This is a genomic window from Streptomyces sp. NPDC040405, from assembly GCF_055595765.1.
The window spans coordinates 117,865-133,048 of record NZ_JBVIVI010000017.1; the positions used below are offsets into that span (position 1 = coordinate 117,865).

11 protein-coding genes and 3 tRNA genes are annotated in these 15,184 nt (G+C 72.1%); 4 read left to right on the forward strand and 10 right to left on the reverse strand.

Annotation, left to right across the window (positions count from 1 at the left end):
• Positions 1-30: 30 nt before the first annotated feature.
• From ACZ59A_RS40660 to ACZ59A_RS40695, 8 genes are all read right to left on the reverse strand, one after another.
• Positions 31-104: transfer RNA gene (locus ACZ59A_RS40660), tRNA-Phe, on the reverse strand.
• A gap of 4 nt (positions 105-108) precedes the next feature.
• Positions 109-183: transfer RNA gene (locus ACZ59A_RS40665), tRNA-Asp, on the reverse strand.
• A 137-nt stretch (positions 184-320) separates the two neighbouring features.
• On the reverse strand, positions 321-1,463 hold the full coding sequence (locus ACZ59A_RS40670) for a hypothetical protein (RefSeq protein WP_470969747.1): 1,143 nt from the start codon (positions 1,461-1,463) through the stop codon (positions 321-323).
• Positions 1,457-2,689 carry a glucarate dehydratase family protein gene (locus tag ACZ59A_RS40675; RefSeq protein WP_470969750.1) on the reverse strand — a complete coding sequence of 411 codons (1,233 nt, stop codon included), beginning with the start codon at positions 2,687-2,689 and terminating at the stop codon, positions 1,457-1,459. The genes ACZ59A_RS40670 and ACZ59A_RS40675 overlap by 7 nt, the downstream gene beginning before the upstream one ends.
• 8 nt (positions 2,690-2,697) lie before the next feature.
• Positions 2,698-3,615 carry a 5-dehydro-4-deoxyglucarate dehydratase gene (locus ACZ59A_RS40680; RefSeq protein ID WP_470969752.1) on the reverse strand — a complete coding sequence of 306 codons (918 nt, stop codon included), beginning with the start codon at positions 3,613-3,615 and terminating at the stop codon, positions 2,698-2,700.
• 35 nt (positions 3,616-3,650) lie between these two features.
• A complete protein-coding gene (locus tag ACZ59A_RS40685; protein WP_470969755.1) occupies positions 3,651-4,577 on the reverse strand; it encodes a carbohydrate ABC transporter permease in 927 nt (308 codons plus the stop codon).
• Positions 4,574-5,587: a carbohydrate ABC transporter permease gene (locus tag ACZ59A_RS40690; protein WP_470969758.1), complete on the reverse strand. Its 1,014-nt coding sequence runs from the start codon at positions 5,585-5,587 to the stop codon at positions 4,574-4,576. The genes ACZ59A_RS40685 and ACZ59A_RS40690 overlap by 4 nt, the downstream gene beginning before the upstream one ends.
• A complete protein-coding gene (locus tag ACZ59A_RS40695) occupies positions 5,584-6,867 on the reverse strand; it encodes an ABC transporter substrate-binding protein (RefSeq protein WP_470969760.1) in 1,284 nt (427 codons plus the stop codon). The genes ACZ59A_RS40690 and ACZ59A_RS40695 overlap by 4 nt, the downstream gene beginning before the upstream one ends.
• 271 nt (positions 6,868-7,138) lie before the next feature.
• On the opposite strand from ACZ59A_RS40695, the gene ACZ59A_RS40700 reads away from it, so the two are divergent.
• On the forward strand, positions 7,139-10,093 hold the full coding sequence (locus ACZ59A_RS40700; protein WP_470969763.1) for a glycoside hydrolase family 2 TIM barrel-domain containing protein: 2,955 nt from the start codon (positions 7,139-7,141) through the stop codon (positions 10,091-10,093).
• Positions 10,094-10,162: 69 nt separating this feature from the next.
• Here ACZ59A_RS40700 and ACZ59A_RS40705 read toward each other — a convergent pair.
• Together ACZ59A_RS40705 and ACZ59A_RS40710 are read right to left on the reverse strand one after the other, a co-directional pair.
• Positions 10,163-10,235 (reverse strand) — tRNA-Glu (locus tag ACZ59A_RS40705).
• Between the two features lie 81 nt (positions 10,236-10,316).
• Positions 10,317-11,819: a metallophosphoesterase family protein gene (locus tag ACZ59A_RS40710; protein ID WP_470969766.1), complete on the reverse strand. Its 1,503-nt coding sequence runs from the start codon at positions 11,817-11,819 to the stop codon at positions 10,317-10,319.
• A 73-nt stretch (positions 11,820-11,892) separates the two neighbouring features.
• On the opposite strand from ACZ59A_RS40710, the gene ACZ59A_RS40715 reads away from it, so the two are divergent.
• The 3 genes from ACZ59A_RS40715 to ACZ59A_RS40725 all read left to right on the forward strand — a co-directional run.
• Positions 11,893-12,243: a metallopeptidase family protein gene (locus tag ACZ59A_RS40715; protein ID WP_468042592.1), complete on the forward strand. Its 351-nt coding sequence runs from the start codon at positions 11,893-11,895 to the stop codon at positions 12,241-12,243.
• Positions 12,244-12,347: 104 nt separating this feature from the next.
• Entirely contained in the window at positions 12,348-12,905 is a 558-nt protein-coding gene (locus ACZ59A_RS40720) for a hypothetical protein (RefSeq protein WP_470969769.1), read from the forward strand.
• Between the two features lie 261 nt (positions 12,906-13,166).
• The coding region (locus tag ACZ59A_RS40725; RefSeq protein WP_470969771.1) for a DEAD/DEAH box helicase at positions 13,167-15,184 on the forward strand (2,018 nt) is incomplete at its 3' end.

Consider the following 15,184-nt stretch of genomic DNA (forward strand, 5'->3'; position numbering starts at 1 on the left):
CCGGGCGAACCGGGAGGGGGCTTTCGGCGGTGGCTGGGGCCGGGGTCGAACCGGCGACCTTCCGCTTTTCAGGCGGACGCTCGTACCAACTGAGCTACCCAGCCGCAGCGGTCCTGACGGGATTTGAACCCGCGGCCTCCACCTTGACAGGGTGGCGAGCACTCCAAACTGCTCCACAGGACCTTGCGTGTGTGCGAGAACGAGTCTCGCACAGGGCGGCGTACGGTCCTAACGAGTTTCCGTTGGGGGGTCGTACTGCCTGCGATCTTCTTGGCGGAAGTTTTTGCTTTCCCCCGCGTCGATGTCGCTGGATCAGCGTATCAGACCTCTGGCCCTGTCCTGACCGCGTCGAGGGCCGTGCGGATGGCGGTCAGGCGAGCCGGGGAGGCGAGGCCCGCGTGGTAGAGGTGCAGCTCGTCCGCGCCTGCTGCCAAGCAGGTGGTCCACTCGGTGGCCAGGGCTGATGGGTCCGCCGGGCGGGGCGGGAGGGCCGGGACGTAGGCGGCGAGGCGGGTGGCCGGGGCGGCCAGGGGGCGGAGGGCGGTGAGGTTGGCGACGCCCTGGTCGGCGCTGGTCCAGGCGGAGGCGACGAGGGTGTCGACGGGTGGGGCGGGGGCGTCGGCGATGGTCGCGAAGGGGCCCGTGGCCCAGGGGTCCGCGCTCGCGTGCAGGGTCAGGGGGAGGGGGCCGGAGGCGGCCGCCAGCACCTCGCGGCGCAGGTCCGCGGTCAGGGCGGTGCGGATCTCGCGCAGGGTCGACATCAGGGTGGGGGAGAGGGGCGTGCCCTCGTCCACGGCCTGTCTGACCTGGTGGCGGAGGCGGGACGGGGGCAGGCCGGCCGCCTCGTAGCGAGGCAGGCAGGCGGCGCAGAAGCACCAGGACAGGAGGCGGTCCGCGAGGGCGTCCCAGTCCGCGCCCTCGGTCTTCTCGTGGTGGCCACCGTGCCCCAGGCCCAGCGGCCCGCACGCCTCCAGGACCAGGCCGTCCGGCTCGCCCAGCGCCGCGACCTCGCGCACCAGGGTGGTGCAGTACGCCCGGACCTCGGCGGACGAGGGGCACAGGGCGTACGGGTACGGGTCGCCGAAGGCGTTCCGTACGGCCAGATCGGGGTGGGCGTGGCCGAGGCGGGTGTTGTGGGTGAGGACCGTCCAGGCGTGGACCGGGAGGCCCACGGCGCGCAGGGCGTCGCGGGCCTCCAGGAAGGCGTCCGGCCCCGGCATCCAGCCAGGGGTGCCCGGGACCAGGCGGGACCCGGCCCAGGCCGCGTCCCGCACCGGGAGGTACAGCGCGGCGTGGTGCGCGTCGACCACCCGGTGCGCGGGGTGGAACGGGGTGGCGGCCCGTACGGAGTGGTACGCGGCGGCCAGGGCCACCGCGTCCACCCCCAGGGCCGCGATCCGCTCGGCGGCGGACGGGTCGCCGACCACGTCCCAGGGGTACAGATACGCCGTCGCCGTCACCACCGGGGGAGGCCCGCCTTGAAGTCCGGGTTCACCCGCCGCATGTACCCCGTGTCGTCCCGCTTGCGCAGCCCGCAGGTCAGGTAGTTCTCGTGCAGCCGGGCGAGGACGTCCTCGTCCAGCTCGACGCCGAGACCCGGGCCTGTGGGGACCGGGATCGCGCCGTCCACGAAGGTCAGCGCGCCCGGGCGCACCACGTCGTCCCTAGCGCTCCACGGGTAGTGGGTGTCGCACGCGTACGTCAGGTTGGGGGTCGCGGCGGCGAGGTGGGTCATGGCGGCGAGGCTGATGCCCAGGTGGGAGTTGGAGTGCATGGACATGCCGAGGCCGAAGGTGTCGCAGAGAGTGCCCAGGTGGCGGGTGCGGGTGAGCCCGCCCCAGTAGTGGTGGTCGCCGAGGACGACCTGCACCGCGCCCTGCGCGACGGCCGGGGGGATGTGGCCGAAGGCGACCACGCACATGTTGGTGGCCAGCGGGAGCGGGGATTCGGCGGCGACCCGCGCCATGCCGGGGATGCCGCCGGTGGGGTCCTCCAGGTATTCGAGGACGCCGTCCAGGGCCCGGGCGACGTCAAGGGAGGTCTCGTGCGTCCACGCGGTGTTCGGGTCGAGCCGCAGCGGGTGGTCGGGGAACGCCTCGCGGAGCGCGTGGATGGCGGCGATCTCCTGGTCGGGCGGGAAGACGCCGCCCTTGAGCTTGATCGAGCCGAAGCCGTAGAGGTCGATCATGCGGCGGGCCTGCGCCACGACGCCCTCGGGGTCGAGCGCCGCGCCCCACTCGTCGGGTTCCGCGTCCGGATGTCCGGCCCACTTGTAGAAGAGGTACGCGCTGTACGGGACGGAGTCCCGGACCGCGCCGCCGAGCAGGTCGCTCACCGGGCGGTCGGCCAGCTTGCCCTGGACGTCGAGACAGGCGACCTCGACGGCCGCGTGCACCCGGCCGAGGTCGAAGGAGGAGATCTTGCCGCCCGCGTGGTCGAAGAGGACCGCCGCCTTCTCGTACAGCTCGCCCAGCCCGTACACGCTCAGGCCCGCCAGATGGGGACGCAGCGCCGCGAGCCGTTCCAGATGCAGGGTGTCGCCGAACGTCTCGCCGAGGCCCGTCACCCCGTCCTCCGTCACCAGCCGCACGATGCTGCGCAGCGCCCATGGCTCATGGACGCCGTCCGCGTTGAGCAGAGGGGGGTCACGGAAGGCGATCGGGGTGATCACCAGGTCCTTGATGCGCATACGTGTGGTCACACCTGTCCCAGTCCGGAGTCGATGATCTTTTGGAGTTCGGCGAGGTGTTCCCCGCTCGGGTCCACCAGCGGCGGTCGTACCCCGCCCACGTCCAGCCCACGCAGCCGCACCGCGGCCTTGATCAAAGACATGGAGTATCCGGGGACCTTGTCCCGCAGGGCGACCAGGGGCTGGAAGAACTCGGCCAGCAGCCGTTCCGCGGTCGCCGTGTCGCCGGAGCCGACCGCTTTGTGGAAGGCGAGGGAGACCTCGGGGGCGAAGCAGAAGACCGCGGAGGAGTAGAGGTCCACGCCGACGGCCCGGTAGGCGGGCACGGTCATCTCGGCGGTGGGCATGCCGTTGAAGAACTGGAAGTCCTCGCCGACCGCGGAGCGCACGGTGAGCACGATGCGCTGCATCAGGTCGAGATCGCCGATGCCGTCCTTGAAGCCGGTCACCCCGGGGATGGACGCGATACGGGCGGCGGTCTCCGGGGTGAAGACGGCGTTGCCGCGCTGGTAGACGATCAGGGGCAGCCGGGTGGTGGCGGTGACCTGTTCGACGTACCGGACCATGCCCTCGGGCGGGAAGGTGACCAGGTACGGGGGCAGCAGGAGCAGCCCGTCCGCCCCGGCCCGCTCGGCGGCGCGCGCGAACTGGGCGGCCAGCGTGACCGGCCCGCCCGCACCCGCGTAGACGGGGGCGCGCCCGGCGGTGACCTCGACGGCGACGCGGACGACGCGTTCGTACTCGCCGGGCTCCAGGCTGTGGAACTCACCGGTGCCGCAGGCGATGAACACCCCGCCCGGTCCGGCGGCGACGCCCTGCTCGATATGGGTGGCGAGGGTCTTCTCGTCGACGGTGCCGTCCGCGGCGAAGGGCGTGACGGGGAAGAAGAGCACTCCGGTGAGTCTCGGATGGGAAGGAGAGGACATGCGGCACCTCATCGGTAGTGGTGGGGGGGCGGGCATCAGCCCTTCAGCGCTCCCGCCGTCATGCCGCGGATCAGCGACCGCTGGAGCAGCAGATAGACGATCAGGCTCGGGATGAGCGCGAGCAGTGAACCGGCCAGCACCAGCCCCGGACCGATCGTGTCGCTGCGCATCGTGGAGAGGGCGACGGACAGGGTGTAGTCCGACGGGTCGTTGGCGACGATCAGCGGCAGCAGGTACTGGTCCCAGATCATGATGAAGCCGAAGACGGTGATCACGCCGAGCGCCGGGCGGCACAGCGGCAGCACGACCTGGGAGAAGATGCGCCACTCCCCGGCGCCGTCGATCTTGGCGGCCTCCTCCAGCTCCGCGGGCAGCTCCTTCATGAACTCGGTCATCACGAAGATCGAGAATCCCCAGGCGCCGAGCGGCAGGATCATGCCGAGCAGCGTGCCCTTGAGGCTCAGATGGACGACCGGGAGGTCGCCGAGGACGAGCGAGAGCGGGATCGCGATGACTTCCTCGGGCAGCATCATCGTCGTCAGGAAGAGCAGCGACAGGATGGCCCGCCCCCGGAACCGCTTGCGGGCCAGGGCGTACGCGGCGAAGACGCTGACGCTGACCTGGAGCAGCAGCGCGCCGCCCGCGACGATCAGCGAGTTGGAGAGGTAGTGCCAGACGTCCCGTTCGCCCGCGACCTTGAAGTTCTCCAGGGTCGGGGAGTTGGGGATCAGGTTCAGCTTCGTCGGGTCGGGGTTGTTGTCGAACGCGCCGGAGAACAGCACGATCAGCGGCCCGGCGAAGAGGGCGAGCGCGAGCAGGCACAGCAGGGCCCGGAGCGCCATGCTCAGCAGATGGCTGCGGCCGGTGCGCCAGCCGAGCGCGGTCTCGACGCTCTGCGAGACGCCGACGCCGGGGCGCCGCTTGGAAGCACGGGAAGTACGGGAAGTAAGGGAGAGCGTCACGGCCGGGCCTCCTTCCGTCGCTGGTACCACTGCATCGAGACCGTCAGGCACACCGTGACCAGGAACAGCAGGGTGGCGGCGGCGGAGGCGACGCCTATCTCGTTGCGGGTGAATCCGAGCTGGTAGATCCGGGTCATCCAGACGTCGGTGGATCCGGCGGGTCCGCCTCCGGTGAGGACGTAGACCTCGGTGAAGGTGCGGAAGCCGCGGATGGCGGCGAGGGTGAGCAGGATCGTGACGACGGGGCGCAGCGCGGGCAGGGTGATGTGGCGCAGCCGCTGCCAGGTGTTGGCGCCGTCGAGGGCGGCCGCCTCGTAGAGCCCGCGGTCGACCTGGGTGAGCCCGGCGAGGACGATCACCATGTTGTACGGGCCGCCGGTCCAGATGGCGACGGCCATGACGGACCAGAGGGCGGAGCTGGTGTGGTCGAGGTAGTGCAGCGGGCCGATGCCGAGGAAGCCGAGGACGGTGTTGAGGAATCCGGCGCTGGTCGGGTAGTAGAGCAGCCGCCAGATCTCGCCGACGACGGCCGTGGCGGTGACGACCGGCAGGAAGACGGCGGAGCGCATGAACCACAGGGAGCGCGCCGGGCCTTCGAGGAGCAGGGCGAGGACGAAGCCGACGATGACGGAGCCGATGGTTCCGCCGACCGCCAGCACCACGGTGTGGCCCAGCGCGGCCTGGAACTGCGGATCGCCGAAGACCGACCGGTAGTTGGCCAGGCCCACCCACAGATTGCCGAGGAACGGCCGTACGTCGTAGAAGCTCAGCTGGACGCCCTTGGCCATGGGCAGGTACTTGAAGACGACGAAGAGGAGCAGGGCGGGGGCCACGAACAGCCAGGGGACCCATGCCGACGGGGTGAAGCGGCGGCCGTGCGGGCGCCGCTTCACCGTCCCGGCGGGTTCACCACGGGCGGTGGCCCGGCGTCGCCCGCCGGGCCGCGGCTCGGTGGCCGCCGTTGTGGAGGCGGCCACCGTGGTCCCCGAGTGGCCCAGGGGCTGGGTCACTTGGCCACTCCCTGGGACTTCAGCTCCTGCTGAAGGGTGGAGTTCAGCTCGCTCAGCCCGCCCTTGACACTGGAGCCGCAGTTGGCGAAGAGCTTGTTCAGCGACTCGGCGGTGTCCTGGCGGACGGGCTGGTAGTTGATCGCGGACGGGAAGGGCTTGGAGTCGTTCGCGTACGCGTCCGAGAAGATCTTCCACCGCGGGTCGTTGTAGACCTTGCCGGTGTCCACCTTGGTGTTGACCGACAGCCGGACGACGGGGGCGTCGGGGGCGGTCATGCCGAGCTTCTGCGCCTCGGGGCTGATCAGGAACTCGGCGAGCTTGCGCTGCTGCTCGGACTTCTTGGAGCCGGCCATCAGATAGACGTTCTCGCCCTCGGCCAGCACGGTGTTGCCGTCCGGGCCCTTGGGGGCGGGGATGACCTCCAGCTTGTCCTTGCCTGGCGTCTTGTCGAACAGCGGGAACTCGTACGGGCCGGTGAGGGAGATGCCGACCTTGCCCTGGGTGAAGAAGGGGTACGAGTCGCCGGTGGTCATCGTGAGCGAGCCGGGCTGGGTGACCTTGCTGGAGCAGTACAGGCCCTTGAGCCAGTTGACGGTCTTGACGTTCGCGGGGGAGTCGGCGACCGCTTCGTACTTGCCGCCGCCGCGCGAGGCGACGATGTCGCCGCCGCCCTGCCAGATGAAGTTGGAGGCGAACCAGGCGAGGTAGCCGTTGTTGGTGGAGCCGGGGACGAGGAGGCCGTAGGTGTCGTTCTTGCCGTTGCCGTCCGGGTCCTTGTCCGTGAACGCCTTCGCGACGTCGAGCAGTTCGGCCCACGTCTTCGGCGCCTTCTTGCCGACCTTCGCCAGCCAGTCCTTGCGGATGAACATCCCCTGGGCCTGGCGGGAGAACGGAATGCCGTAGGTCTTGCCGTCGGTGCCGACCGCGCCGGACCAGGCGGTGCCGGTGATGTCGGAGGTGCCCTTGAGCGCCTTCTTGTCGATGGGCTGGAGCAGTCCCTGGGACTGGTAGTTCCCCAGGCTTCCCATGTCGTTGACGGTGACGTCGGGCAGGTTCTTGGAGGCGGCGCGCTGCTGGAGGAGCTTGTCGAAGTCGACGACGGGCTTGTAGTCGACCTTGATGCCGGTTTTCTTGGTGAAGGCGGCGAATATCCTGTTGTATGCCTTCGCGTCCACGGCGTCGCTGCGGGTCCACACCTCCAGGGGGCCCTTGGCGCTGCCGCTGCCGCTGCCGCTGGTGCTCGCGCCGCACCCGGCGACGAGGGAACCGGCGAGTGCCACGCATGCCAGAGGCGCCAGTCGCCTCGTCGTGGCTGAGTGTCTGAACATGGCCACCGCTCGTTCGCATAGATGAACACTGGTTATATTCGCGAACCAGATGGCGGGACGCTAGAGCGCCTCGGGGTGGCTGTCAATACTTGTTTCGCCCTGTGCGGTGTTGTTTGCTAAGTCGGAACCATCGCTTCCGTATCCCTGTCTGAACAGGGCATCTCTCCTTCCGGCGGAAGGCATTCCCACAATGATCAACACGCGTCGACGCTCAAATCGAGCCATGACCGCGTACTACGAGGACCTCTCGCCCGGCGCCGGAGCACTCGCGCCCCGCGCCGCTTTCCGGTCCGACGCGCGCACCCTGTCCCTGAACGGCGAGTGGGACTTCCGGCTCTTCCCCACCGTGGCCCACGCGGAGGCGGCAGAGGCGGCGGAAGCGGCGGCGGAAGAGGCGGAAGGGGGCGCCTGGGAGAAGCTCCCCGTCCCCTCCCACTGGGCCCTGCACGGCCATGGCGCCCCGCAGTACACCAACATCCGCTACCCCTTCCCGGTCGACCCGCCCCGTGTCCCCACCGAGAACCCGACCGGCGACCACCGCCTCGTCTTCGACCTCCCCGACGACTGGCCGGAGCCGGGCGACGGCCGCACCCTGCTGCGCTTCGACGGCGTGGAGTCCTGCTACCGGGTCCGCCTCAACGGCCGGGAGCTGGGCACGGCCAAGGGCAGCCGGCTGCCGCACGAGTTCGACACCGGCACCCATCTGCTGCGCCGCGGCAATGTGCTGTCCGTACGTGTCCACCAGTGGTCCTCCGGCGCTTACGTCGAGGACCAGGACATGTGGTGGCTGGCCGGGATCTTCCGCGGGGTGGCGCTCCTCCACCGGCCCGAGGCCGCCGTCGAGGACGTCTTCGTGCACGCCGGATACGACCACCGCACCGGCCACGGCACCCTGCGCGTGGACGCCGAGCCGGGCGGCCGCGTCACCGTCCCCGAGCTGGGCCTGACGCTCGCGACGGGCGAGACCGTGACCGTCCCCGGCGTCCGGCCCTGGTCCGCCGAGGCGCCCCGGCTGTACGACGCGGAGCTGGCGACCGGCGGCGAAGCAACCGGCGGCGAGGCGACCGGCGGCGAGCGCGTCCCGCTGCGCCTCGGCTTCCGCACGGTCGCCGTCGAGGACGGGATGATCACGGTCAACGGGTGGCCGCTGCTGCTGCGCGGCGTCAACCGCCACGAGTTCCACCCCGACCACGGCCGCGCCGTCCCGTACGCCACCATGCGCGAGGACGTGGCTCTGATGAAGCGGCACAACATCAACGCCGTCCGCACCAGCCACTACCCGCCGGACACCGCCTTCCTCGACCTGTGCGACGAGTTCGGGCTGTGGGTGATCGACGAGGCCGATCTGGAGACCCACGGCTTCACGTACGACGACTGGCGCGGCAACCCCGCCGACGAGCCGGACTGGGAGGAGGCCCTGGTCGACCGGGCCGCCCGGATGGTCGAGCGGGACAAGAACCACCCCAGCGTGATCATGTGGTCGCTGGGCAACGAGTCCGGGACCGGCCGCAATCTGGCCGCCATGTCCCGCTGGATCCGGGACCGCGACCCGCACCGGCTGATCCACTACGAGGGCGACTGGTCCTGCGCGCACACCGACGTCTACAGCCGGATGTACGCCTCCCACGAGGAGGTCGAGGCGATCGGCCGCCGCGCCGAGAAGCCGCTGGAGGACCCCCGGCTGGACGCCCGCCGCCGCGCCATGCCGTTCATCCAGTGCGAGTACGCGCACGCGATGGGCAACGGACCGGGCGGCCTCACCGAGTACCAGCGGCTGTTCGAGACGTACGAGCGGCTTCAGGGCGGCTTCGTCTGGGAGTGGATCGACCACGGGCTGCGGACCCGGGACGCCGCCGGGCGGCCGTACTTCGCGTACGGCGGCGACTTCGGTGAGCCGCTGCACGACGGCAACTTCTGCGCGGACGGCCTGCTCTTCCCCGACCGGACGCCGTCCCCGGGGCTGCTGGAGTACAAGAAGGTGGTCGAGCCGGTCGGGATCTGCGTGGACGCGGCCGCCCGCACCGTCCGCGTCACCAACAAGTACGACGTCATCGACCTGGCGGGGCTCTCCTTCGGCTGGTCGCGCGAGGTGGAGGGGCGCCGGGTGGCCGAGGGCGCCCTCGACGTGCCGCCGCTCGCCCCGGGGGAGTCCGCCGAGGTGGCGCTGCCGGAGGCGGAGGACGCCGCCGAGGGCGAGGAGTGGTGGACCGTACGGGCCGTCCTGGCGGCCGACACCGCCTGGGCGTCCGCGGGCCACGAGGTGGCGTGGGGCCAGGCGCGCGCCCGGGGACCCGCGGTCACACGTACGCCCGGGGCGCGCATCACCCCCGTACGCGCCCCCGGGGCCCGAGGACCCCTGACCCTGGGCCCGGGCACCTTCGACCCCCTCGACGGCAGCCTCCGCACCCTCCACGGCCTGCCCATCGCCGTCCCGCCCCGGCTGAAGATCTGGCGCGCCACCACCGACAACGACCGCGGCCCGGACGACGCGAAGTCCCTCGCCACGCAGTGGCGCGGCCACGCCCTGGACCGGATGGAGCACCGCTGCGACGGCGTCACCGTGGACGGCGAGTCGCTGGTGGTCAGCGCGCGGGTGGCGCCGCCCGGCGGCTTCTTCGGCCTCTTGGTCAGCTACCGCTGGACCAGCGAGCGGACCGGCGACGGCACCCGGCTCGACCTCGCCGTCGACATCACCCCGGACGGCGAGTGGCCCTGCCCGCTGCCGCGGCTCGGGCTGGCCATGGGCGTACGGGCGCCGCTCGACCGGATCGAGTGGTACGGCGGCGGCCCCGGCGAGTCGTACCCCGACACCCGGCGCGCGGCCCGGACCGGCCGCTGGGCGACGACCGTGGACGGGTTCCAGACGCCGTACGTCTTCCCGCAGGAGAACGGCAGCCGCGGCGACGTCCGCTGGGCCGAGCTGCGCGGCCCGGACGGCGGCGGGCTGCGCATCGAGGGCCGCCCCGCCTTCGCGCTCACCGCGCGCCGCTGGACCACCGAGCAACTGGAGGCCGCCCGGCACCCGGCCGACCTGACCCCGGGCGAGGTGCTCCACCTCGACCTGGACGCGGCCCACCACGGCATCGGCACCGCGTCCTGCGGCCCGGGCGTCCTCGCCCCGTACGAGCTGCGGGCTGCCCGGACGCGGTTCGGCGTGGGCTTCACCCTGCCGCGCTGAGCGCGGCACACAGCACGAAGGCCGCGTCTCGCTGAACGAGACGCGGCCTTCGCACCAAAACGATGTGGGTGCCCCCAACGGGATTCGAACCCGTGCTACCGCCTTGAAAGGGCGGCGTCCTGGGCCACTAGACGATGAGGGCCGATGGCCCACCTGGGCGCCTCACGGCGCTTTCGGGGACGCGAGAAGCATATGGGATGCCGGTGGGGTTCGCCAAAACGGTTTACGGAGCGGTCGGCGCCGGGGTCGCGCCGGGCCGGTTCTCGGCCGCCAGATGACGGCTGACCTCGGCCTTGGCCAGCCCGAGCCCGCCCAGATCTATCTCGTCCCAGGCTTGCAGCCGACGGGTGTCGCGGTCCAGGTAGAGGACCGACGCCTGCACCGTGTCGGGCTGGGCGTCGTCCACCGCGCGCAGCCCGCTGCCGCCCGTCGAGCCCTCCGTCATCAGCCGGGTGCCGCCGGGCAGCACCTCCGTCCGGCGGTGGTGGACATGACCGGTGAGGGCCAGGGGGACGGTTCCGTCGGTCTCCCTGGCGGCGAGCGGGTTGTGGGCGACGGCGATGTCCACGGGCGCGCCCGCCGCCTTCCGGGCCCTGATCGCCCGGGCCAGGGAGCGGCCCGCCCGGTGCTCGTCGGCGTCCCCGGCCACGGCGGCGGAGCGGTCCGGGGTGAACTGCGGGTCGCCGATGCCCGCGATTCGCAGGCCCCCGACGGTCACCGTCCGGCCGCCGTCGACGACGTGGACGCCCTTGCGGCCGGAGAGGTGGCGCTGCGTCGTCGTCGAGTCGTGATTGCCGCGTACCCAGACATAGGGGGCGCCGAGGTCGGAGACCGGTTCGAGGAAGCCGTTCTCGGCGGCGGTGCCGTGGTCCATCGTGTCGCCTGTGTCGATGATCACGTCGATCTTGTACTGCTCGACCAGCGACTGGACGATGTGCCAGGCGGCCGGGTTGAGGTGGATGTCCGATACGTGGAGTACGCGCATCGTCGTCGGGTCGGGCCGGTAGGCGGGCAGGGTCGAGGTCGCCTCGTACAGCCGCGTGACGTTGGTCACCAGCCGGGCCAGCTCCTGCTGGTACACGTCGAAGTCGGTGACGATGCTGCGCGCGTTGCCGACCACCGACGGGGCGCTGGACAGCAGCCCCGAATAGCGCGGCTCCAGCACCGACTTGGGGTTCCAGGTGGCGTACGCGGCGCCGCCGGAGGCGGCCAGCAGCCCGAGCGCGAGGCCGCCCGCGGCCAGCGCCCGGCGCGGGCGGCGGTAGACGGCCAGGCCCAGCGCGGTGGCGCCGAAGACGACGGCCGCGCAGGAGCGCACCGCCAGGTCCCGGGTGCCCCGGACGACGTCGCCCGCCACCTCCTCCTGCAGCCCGGACAGCCGCTCGGGGTGGTCGACCAGCGCCGCCGACCGGAGAGGGTCGAGCCGGTCCACGTCGACGTCGAGGCGGAGCGGGGCGTGGTGGCTGCGGAGTTCGAGGGCGCCGAGCGGCGAGACGTTGATCTTGGTGCCGCCGGTGAGGGACGGCCTGAGCGTCATCCGGGTGTCCATCGGGCCGACCGAGGCGTGGACGCTCCCGACGACCAGCAGCCCCATCCAGGCCCCGAGGACGGTCACCGCCGCCAGCCCGATGGCCCGGACGACCGGCCGCGGCCGCTCGGCGGCGGAGGCGAGGGGGAGCGGGTCGCGGGCCATTGGTCCCGTATGCCCGGGCCCTGCGCCCGCCATTCCCGGGCCCACGGCCCGGTATTCCCGGGCGCGGACCGTCCCGTTCCGGCCCCGGCTGTCCGACAATGGCCACGTGCTGGAGATGACGCGCGAGGAGTTCGAGGAACTGGTGGCCGAGGCGCTGGACCGGATCCCGCCGGAGCTGACGCGGCTGATGGACAACGTCGCGGTGTTCGTGGAGGACGAGCCGCCGTCTGACGACCCCGAGCTGCTGGGGCTCTACGAGGGGACGCCGCTCACCGACCGCGGCGAGTGGTACGCGGGCGTCCTGCCCGACCGGATCACCGTCTACCGGGGGCCGACGCTGCGCATGAGCGAGACCCGCGAGGACGTGGTCCGGGAGACCGAGGTGACCGTGGTCCACGAGATCGCGCACCACTTCGGCATCGACGACGAGCGGCTGCACGCGCTCGGCTACGGGTGATACGCGCCGGTCGTCTGCGCACGGGTTACGCCGCACGCGTGTCCTAAGGGGGGCGGGGCCAGTTGGGCACTGCGTCACAGCCCCGGCCTGGAGGTGTCCCACGCATGTCTGGAACCCCCGCTCCACGCACCGACCGTTCCCCCCGGACCGACGCGCCCCGCGCCTCGCGCGCGCCCCGCGTCTCGGCGCGGAGCGCCGTGGTGGTGACCCTGGTGGCCGGGGCCCTGGCCCTGGGCGGCTGCATGAGCATCTCCGACGACTCCGGAAAGCCGGACCGGCACCGCGGTGGCTCCGACAAGCGCGGCGGGGCGGCGGAGCCAGGCGGCGGCGTGGTGGTGCGTACGGACGGCCGGGGGCATACGTACACGGTGGCGCCGCGGGACGCCAAGGGCCACAAGCGCAAGGGCGGCGAGCGCCGTTCGCCGTCGGCGTCCGCCGCCGCGGAGCCCGGCGCCGAGCCCTCGCCGTCGGCCGGGAAGCACGGCTCCGGGGCGCACCGCCCGGCGCCCTCCCCGCCGCCGGAGCCCGGCGCGCCCGCGCCCTCCGAGGCCGCCCCGGAGCCGCGTCCGTCGAGCCCGCCGCCGAGCGCGCCGGACCCCAAGCCCACCCCGTCGGAACCGGCGTCCCCGCCCGCTTCGGCGCCCGCCGAGCCCGCGGGGTAGCGGGGGCGAACGCGCGGTGTGACGGGCGGCATGATGCGGGGCGCAGGGGGCAGGGATTCTCGGTTGGCGGAGCGAATTTGCTCTCGGGGGGTGGGGGTGCGTATGGTGGTAGATCGTTTGATCCCATTTGCCCGGCGCCTCCTCGAAGTGCGCCGTGAGGCGCGTTCCTTGCCATCCCGTGGCTGACCGCATAGAGGCGGTCGTTTGCGAAAACACGGAGTTTGGGCGCGTGCCGAGACTCCGGAAGGTTTCGCATTTCGCATGTCCGTTTCCACTGATCACGCCGTCATGCCCGCCACCGACGAGCAGGGCGACCACGGGGACCAGCCCCAGCCGGTCGAGCAGCTCCAGCAGGCCGAGCGCGCCGAGCCCACCACTGCCCCCGCCGAGCCCGGCGCCGACGTCTCCGCGGTCGACACGGTCGACGCGCCTGACGCCGACGACGCCGAGCAGAGCACCCCCGAGACTTCCAAGGGCCCCGAAATCACCTTCGCTGACCTCGGCCTCCCCGAGCAGATCGTCCGCAAGCTCGCGCAGAACGGCGTCACGACGCCCTTCCCGATCCAGGCCGCGACCATCCCCGACGCCATGGCCGGGAAGGACATCCTCGGCCGCGGCCGTACCGGCTCCGGCAAGACGCTCTCCTTCGGTCTTCCGCTGCTGACCACGCTGGCCGGCGGCAAGACCGAGAAGAAGCGCCCCCGGGGTCTGATCCTGACCCCGACCCGCGAGCTGGCGATGCAGGTGAGCGACGCGCTGCAGCCGTACGGCGACGTCCTCGGCCTCAAGCTGAAGGTGGTCTGCGGCGGTACCTCGATGGGCAATCAGATCTACGCCCTGGAGCGGGGCGTGGACATCCTGGTCGCCACCCCGGGCCGCCTGCGCGACATCATCGACCGCGGCGCCGCGACCCTCGACAAGGTCCAGGTCGCCGTCCTCGACGAGGCCGACCAGATGGCCGACATGGGCTTCCTGCCCGAGGTCACCGAGATCCTGGACCTGGTGCCGAGTGGCGGCCAGCGGCTGCTGTTCTCCGCGACGCTGGAGAACGAGATCGACAGCCTGGTCAAGCGCTACCTGGTCGACCCGGTCACCCACGAGGTCGACTCCGCACAGGGCGCGGTCACCACGATGACCCACCACGTGCTCGTGGTGAAGCCGAAGGACAAGGCCCCGGTCACCGCCGCCATCGCCGCCCGTAAGGGCCGCACCATCATCTTCGTCCGCACCCAGCTGGGCTGCGACCGCGTCGCCGAGCAGCTGTGCGACGCGGGTGTGCGCGCCGACGCGCTGCACGGCGGTATGACGCAGGGCGCCCGCACCCGGACCCTGGCCGACTTCAAGGACGGGTACGTCAACGTCCTCGTCGCCACCGACGTCGCCGCCCGCGGTATCCACGTCGACGGCATCGACCTGGTCCTCAACGTGGACCCGGCCGGTGACCACAAGGACTACCTGCACCGCTCCGGCCGTACGGCGCGGGCGGGCAAGAGCGGCACCGTCGTGTCGCTGGCCCTGCCGCACCAGCGGCGGCAGATCTTCCGGCTGATGGAGGACGCGGGCGTCGACGCCTCCCGTCACATCGTCGGCGGCGCGGGCGTCTTCGACGAGGACGTGGCCCTGATCACCGGCGCCCGTTCGCTCACCGAGGTGCAGGCCGAGGCGGCCTCGAACTCCGCCAAGCAGGCCGAGCGCGAGGCGCAGGACCTCACCCGGGAGCTGGAGAAGGCGCAGCGGCGCGCGACCGAGCTGCGCGAGGAGGCCGACCGGCTGGCGGCCCGTGCGGCGCGCGAGCGCGGCGAGACCTTCACCCCGGGCGCCGAGGCCACGGCCGGTGCCGAGGCATCGGGCGCGGCGGAGGGCGAGACCGCCGGGGACGCCGTTCCGTTCGTGCCCGCGCAGCGCTCGGCCGAGTCCACCGCTCCGGCCGGTGACCGCCGGGACGACCGGGGCAACTTCGACCGCCGGGACCGTCGGGACAACGACCGTGGCGGCCGTTCGTTCGAGCGTCGGGATGACCGTGGCGGCTTCAACCGGGACCGTCGTGACGACCGTCCGTCGGGTGGCCGGGACCGCCGGGACGACCGGGGTGGCTTCAACCGGGACCGTCGGGACGACCGTCCGTCCGGTGGCCGTTCGTTCGAGCGCCGTGACGACCGCGGTGGCTTCAACCGGGACCGCCGCGACGACCGTCCGTCGGGTGGCCGGGACCGCCGGGACGACCGGGGTGGCTTCAACCGGGACCGTCGGGACGACCGTCCGTCCGGTGGCCGTTCGTT

Bases quoted from the DNA above. Each gene is read 5' to 3' on its own strand.
- ACZ59A_RS40675 (WP_470969750.1), bottom strand. From the start codon at position 2,689: ATGCGCATCAAGGACCTGGTGATCACCCCGATCGCCTTCCGTGACCCC.
- ACZ59A_RS40680 (WP_470969752.1), bottom strand. From the start codon at position 3,615: ATGTCCTCTCCTTCCCATCCGAGACTCACCGGAGTGCTCTTCTTCCCC.
- ACZ59A_RS40700 (WP_470969763.1), top strand. From the start codon at position 7,139: ATGACCGCGTACTACGAGGACCTCTCGCCCGGCGCCGGAGCACTCGCG.
- ACZ59A_RS40710 (WP_470969766.1), bottom strand. From the start codon at position 11,819: ATGGCGGGCGCAGGGCCCGGGCATACGGGACCAATGGCCCGCGACCCG.
- ACZ59A_RS40720 (WP_470969769.1), top strand. From the start codon at position 12,348: ATGTCTGGAACCCCCGCTCCACGCACCGACCGTTCCCCCCGGACCGAC.